Origin of the sequence: Holdemanella biformis DSM 3989 (genome assembly GCF_000156655.1) — a bacterium.
GTDB lineage: Bacteria > Bacillota_I > Bacilli_A > Erysipelotrichales > Erysipelotrichaceae > Holdemanella > Holdemanella biformis.
Genome location: NZ_DS996843.1, coordinates 170,444 through 175,750, shown reverse-complemented (window position 1 = coordinate 175,750; position 5,307 = coordinate 170,444). Strand labels below are relative to the sequence as shown.

Below are 5,307 nucleotides of genomic sequence, written 5' to 3'. Positions count from 1 at the left end.
TAGAATATATCCAGATGAATCAGATCAAAGTCATGAACAGTGGAATAAGAGTAAATTAAATACATGTTAAAATTGGGAGATTGACTATACTTCCATGTAGAGATACAGAAAACAATCGCTAATGTGCTAAATGTAGTGCTTGATTGTAAAGTTCACTGCTCCAACAGAAAGACAGGAATCCAAAGTTTGAAAATAATGTACGATTGCTGCAAAATGTTGTCAGTTCAGAACCCTTACTGCTTGCGGTGAGGAGTAGTCAGAGCCCTCTGTAAAACCTTTTAAAAATGCAGAAGATTGATAGCTATCTAAGGCAGGTGCAACATTGACATTTCCTTTTGTCACAAAACTGATAAACAAAAGAACAAGCAAAATCAATAAGCTAGGTGTTAATACCTTTCCAATACGCTGTACAAGTTTACCAGGATTCAAACACAGCCATAACGCAACAAGAAAGAAAAGAGCAGAGTATAAAACCATCCATAGCGTACGATTTGCATCGTTTGGCAAATATGGTGAAACTGCCATTTCAAACGGAACAGAAGCTGCACGCGGAATACCTAGACCAGGTCCAATAGAAAGATAAATCAATACTGTAGATATGAATGCAAAACGTTTTCCAGCTTTTCCACTTAACTTATCTAATCCATCAAATCTAGCAACAACAATGACACCAAGCACTGGCAATACAACCGCTGTTAATAAAAAACCAGCCACGCAGTAAACGTATGTTCCCCTGCATTTTGTCCTAAGAATGGTGGAAAGATTAAATTTCCAACTCCAAAGAACAGTGAGAACAACACAAAACTGATAACCACCATATTCTTTTTGTTTAATTTCATTTCTTTTTTCCTCTAGCACAAAAAAAAGATTCATCCCAAAACATGAGACGAATCTGATATCCGCGGTACCACTCAATTTGCATAGAAAACTATGCCACTCTACTCGACTCCAACAAGTCCGAAACCTGTAACGTGATTTATTAAGTGTATACTTACTATATTTCAGCACACAAGCTCAGAAGTGATTTACTGATTTTGTTTCCACTATCCGCTTTCACCAAATGTCGGACTCTCTTATTAGTTTCTTAGCAAAACAGCGCTCTTCGTCATTGCCTTTGATACTTCAACTATACTGAAGCAAATATGTACCGTCAATAGAAAAAGGATCGAATAAAGTCCATTTTCAAGAATTCCATTCCATCCTTTTTCATTTTTTCATAAATCTATATTTTAATTGTTCTTTTTGATAATCTTGTGAATTACAACACTTAACAGAATTGTAATGATCATACATGGAATTGTATTTCCAACAGGTGTATCAATCTGCATAAAACAGCGATACACAACAAATCCGACAAGCCATAATACAAGATTCAGTACATCAAATTCTACATTTCTTTTATCGTTCTTTAGAATAAAGAAATCAGCAATCTGGATTGCAATCATAGGAGCAAATACAGAACCAATCAAATACAGAAAATCAGTAATATTATCCATTGGATATACAATTGCCGCAATTGTACCAACAACAGTTACAACCATTGCTACGTGTTTTCCATTCCACTTTGGCACGATAGATTCATTAGAAATACCTGCAGAATAAGCATCCAGGAATGTTGTTGTAACTGTAGAGAATACAATGATCAATAATCCCGCAATACCCAAGCCTGCTTTCAACATGATCTGTGCAATATCATATTCTCCTGTAAATAAAGCCGCACCTAAACCAATCAAATACATCCAGCAGCTAACGATTCCATACACAATACTACTAACTAAACTAGCCTTCACAGGATCTTCCGCTTCACGTGTATAGTCGCTGATCAAAGGCAGCCAGCTCAAAGGCATCGCAATTGCAAGTTCAACACCTGCACCAAACGTCATTGCTTCTGTACATACAACTGCACTGTTTCCATCAAAGAAGATAAATTTGCTAAGCATTAAAGTCAAAACAAATAAAGCAACCATCGCAACTGTATTGATTTTTCCAAGGTTTGTAATACCAACACCAATCCATACAAGAATCAAGATACCAATAATCAAACACCAGATCCATGCACCTGTATGCATAATACCATCTGCCGCAAGTGCACCATCATAAATCATGATTGCTGTCCATCCAACAAGCTGCAGTACATTTAATGCCGCAAACAAAAGACAACCTTTCTGTCCAAAGCTCATCTTTGTAGAATCCATCGCACTTAAGCGCATTTTCCCACCAATAACACCAGCCAGGAACAATAAGATACAGCCAATGACATGTCCAGCCACAATGGCTAAAATACCATTTTTCAATCCTAAAGGTGCAAGATATGTACCTGTCAGTATTTCTGCAATAGAAACACCTGCACCAAACCAGATCAATGCATTTTCAAACAAAGAAGTTTTTTTCATTGAACATTCTCCTTTGCATATTCATTATCAATTGCGAATGAATGATCCATTGGTCCAGATCCCTTACCAAGATCAAGCATTGCATTCAAAGCTCCAGAAATATAATCCTTTGCACGTTTTACGGATGTATCCAAATCATATCCCTTTGCAAGATTGGATGCGATAGCACTGGATAATGTACATCCTGTTCCATGTGTATTAGAGTTGTTAATACGTTTTCCATGAAACCATGTATATGCGTCATCTCTATACAACAGATCATTTGCATCATTGATTTGATGACCACCCTTTACCAGAATTGCACATCCAAATTTCTTAGAAATTTTTTCAGCAGCGATAATCATTTCTTCTTCATTTGCAATCTTCATATCCGCTAGAACTTCTGCTTCTGGAATATTTGGTGTAATGACTGTTGCTAAAGGCAACAATTCTTTTTTCAATGTTTCAATTGCATCATCACTAATAAGTTTTGCGCCGCTTGTTGCGACCATCACTGGATCCACAACAATATTAGCTGCCTTATATTCCTGCAGTTTTGAAGCAATCATACGAATCAGATCAGAACTAGAAACCATTCCAATCTTCACAGCATCTGGATAAATATCTGTAAAGACTGCATCCAGCTGCTCCCCAAGAAATTCTGGTGTTACTTCCATAATTCCTGTAACACCTAATGTATTCTGTGCCGTTAGTGCTGTAATTGCACTCGTTGCAAATACGTGATTTGCGCACATTGTTTTGATATCCGCCTGGATACCAGCGCCTCCGCTGGAATCACTTCCAGCGATTGTTAATGCTGATTTCATTTTCTATCTCCTTCCTGCATTACTTTTTTTATGCGACATAAGGTGGTGCCCCCAATTTGCCGCCATATTCTGATCAAAAAACAAAAAGCTGCAGAAAAACCTAATCTGCAGCTAACATACAATAAAGATATCATCCCTACGTTGGCATTATCCAAATCAGGTTTCAGGGTCAAGGTCGAACCTACTCTCAGCCACTCAGCTCCCCATTTTTCAACATGTTTATTATAGTTCCTTTGTAACATGTAAATCAATAATCATTCAATAATCTTTGTTGGTGATAATATAGAGAGAATGTTCTTGATGAGAAATTGAATATGTATTTTATATCTAATATTATTATTAGTTTGATAAATAATTACTCGTTCAATTTCCGCTTTTTCAAATTGGTAACATATCACTGGTTGAATCTAAATATGTTTTCAAGTCTTTATAACGCTTGGTTTGTTCGACAAGCATATTTAGTTCTTCATAAAAGAATTGTTTATATTTCCCCATAGTATTATCGATTATAATAGGTACTTTATTCACTATAAAATAGGATAGTTCATCGTTGTCAGTTTGATATTTATATTTCAAAATGAAGTAGTTCAAAAGATTTTCGTATTGGCTATCACCTTTGTATACTTCTTTAGATTGTATAAAGGATTTAAGTTGATTGATTTTATTTGTCTTTTGATAAGAAATGCATAAATCAATACCTACAATATTCGCATAAGGTGAATCCATAGCTATATATTGTTCAAGATAATTTATGGCTATATCGTACATATCAATTCTAAAGGCTTGTAGACCGATATTCTTTAGAAGTTGAGATATTTTAATTTTAGGTATGTTTGAATTGTGTGCTTCTACTGTATGATTTATTTGAGAAACTAATTTTTCAAATTTTTCTTTTTCTGTATTTGAAAAGGCAAATCCTTTTAGAGAATAAATGTCGAGAAGACGAATATAATTGTTTTTACTGGAATATTCCTCTTCTAAATCTTGACAATAATCAAGCATTTCAGACAATTTGGATTGATTATATAAAATCATCATATGGTTTCCACGATTAATCATGCTGTTTGAATTTTTAAAATCAAAGTAGGAAAAATCATAAATTCCACTAATTGTTCGTTTCTTAAAAACTAGATCTATCATGACTTCATAGAGGTTAGAATTGATAATGTTTTTTAGGGAAATAATATATTCAGTGCTTTGAAGAGTCGGAAGTTCAAATGAGGAATAATAGGTGTAGATCCATTTGAAACATTCGTAGTATTCATGAAAGAAAATGTATTCTTTGAATGGATTTAATTGTTTTATATAGGATTCAGAGATGGATATAAGCTTTTCTAAATTATAATAATCGCAAGCATTTAATAAATCAGAAAAAATGGAAGTTGGCAGGAATTCTTCAATACAATAATCCGTATTGAATTTTAGATTCACCTTTTTTAGTAATTCTTCATAAATAGAGTCGTTTTTAATAATAATACCCTGTTCTATTTTACTAAGTGTTTGTCGAGTGCATATTGGCTCATTATACTCATTTAACAAAAAAGAATTTTGCGATAGATGTTTAAATTGTTGAGTTCGATATAGATGGATTAGGTATCCAATTTTCTTTTTATCGGAATCATTGATCTTTAAATAATGCATAGTATTCCTCACTTCATAATTCACTTAATTTTAACACTTTTCATATTTGTGTAGAAGAATCAATTGTTGAAGTTAATTGTTAAAAAAGAAAGATAACGGATGTGATAGGTATATACTATTAAAATAAGTAGGGGATGGATGAGAATGTGTCGATATATATTGAGAAATAAAAAATATTTTATAGGTACACTGTGTACTAGTTTATTTGCGGGTGTTGTACCTTTGTTTTTGGCGTATGTAATCCAATTAATATCGGATGTTGCATTTAACAATCATTTTGAAAAAGCGGGTACATGTCTTTTTGCCAGTGTTTTATTTCTTATATATACATTGATGATGACTTCTATTAATTCAATAATGAAGTCAACTTATAGGAAAAAATTAAAAACAGATTTGGGTGAAGATCTCTATTCTAGTTTGATGAATCAATCGTATTCTACGTTTAAAAAAGAGAAGATAGGAAATCC

The 5,307-nt window shown here is 33.7% G+C and carries 5 protein-coding genes, 1 riboswitch and 1 other annotated feature; of the genes, 1 reads left to right on the top strand and 4 read right to left on the bottom strand.

Going from position 1 to position 5,307, the window contains the following annotated elements; translation table 11 throughout:
- Positions 1-219: 219 nt before the first annotated feature.
- The 4 genes from EUBIFOR_RS07570 to EUBIFOR_RS07550 form a co-directional block, all read right to left on the bottom strand.
- Positions 220-858: a branched-chain amino acid transport system II carrier protein gene (locus EUBIFOR_RS07570; RefSeq protein ID WP_244264162.1), complete on the bottom strand. Its 639-nt coding sequence runs from the start codon at positions 856-858 to the stop codon at positions 220-222.
- Between the two features lie 21 nt (positions 859-879).
- Positions 880-1,118 (bottom strand) — a binding site (T-box leader).
- Between the two features lie 111 nt (positions 1,119-1,229).
- A complete protein-coding gene (gene cytX, locus EUBIFOR_RS07565) occupies positions 1,230-2,393 on the bottom strand; it encodes a putative hydroxymethylpyrimidine transporter CytX (RefSeq protein WP_003865411.1) in 1,164 nt (387 codons plus the stop codon).
- Entirely contained in the window at positions 2,390-3,199 is an 810-nt protein-coding gene (gene thiD, locus EUBIFOR_RS07560; protein ID WP_003865410.1) for a bifunctional hydroxymethylpyrimidine kinase/phosphomethylpyrimidine kinase, read from the bottom strand. Before thiD ends, cytX begins: the two co-directional genes overlap by 4 nt.
- A gap of 116 nt (positions 3,200-3,315) precedes the next feature.
- A riboswitch (TPP riboswitch) is annotated at positions 3,316-3,415 on the bottom strand.
- 162 nt (positions 3,416-3,577) lie between these two features.
- Positions 3,578-4,840 (bottom strand): hypothetical protein, encoded by a 1,263-nt coding sequence (locus EUBIFOR_RS07550; RefSeq protein WP_003865408.1) that lies wholly within the window; start codon positions 4,838-4,840, stop codon positions 3,578-3,580.
- A 144-nt stretch (positions 4,841-4,984) separates the two neighbouring features.
- Between EUBIFOR_RS07550 and EUBIFOR_RS13140 the strand changes: the two genes are divergently transcribed.
- A partial coding sequence (locus tag EUBIFOR_RS13140; RefSeq protein WP_040466340.1) for a 6TM ABC transporter family protein occupies positions 4,985-5,307 on the top strand: 323 nt, incomplete at its 3' end.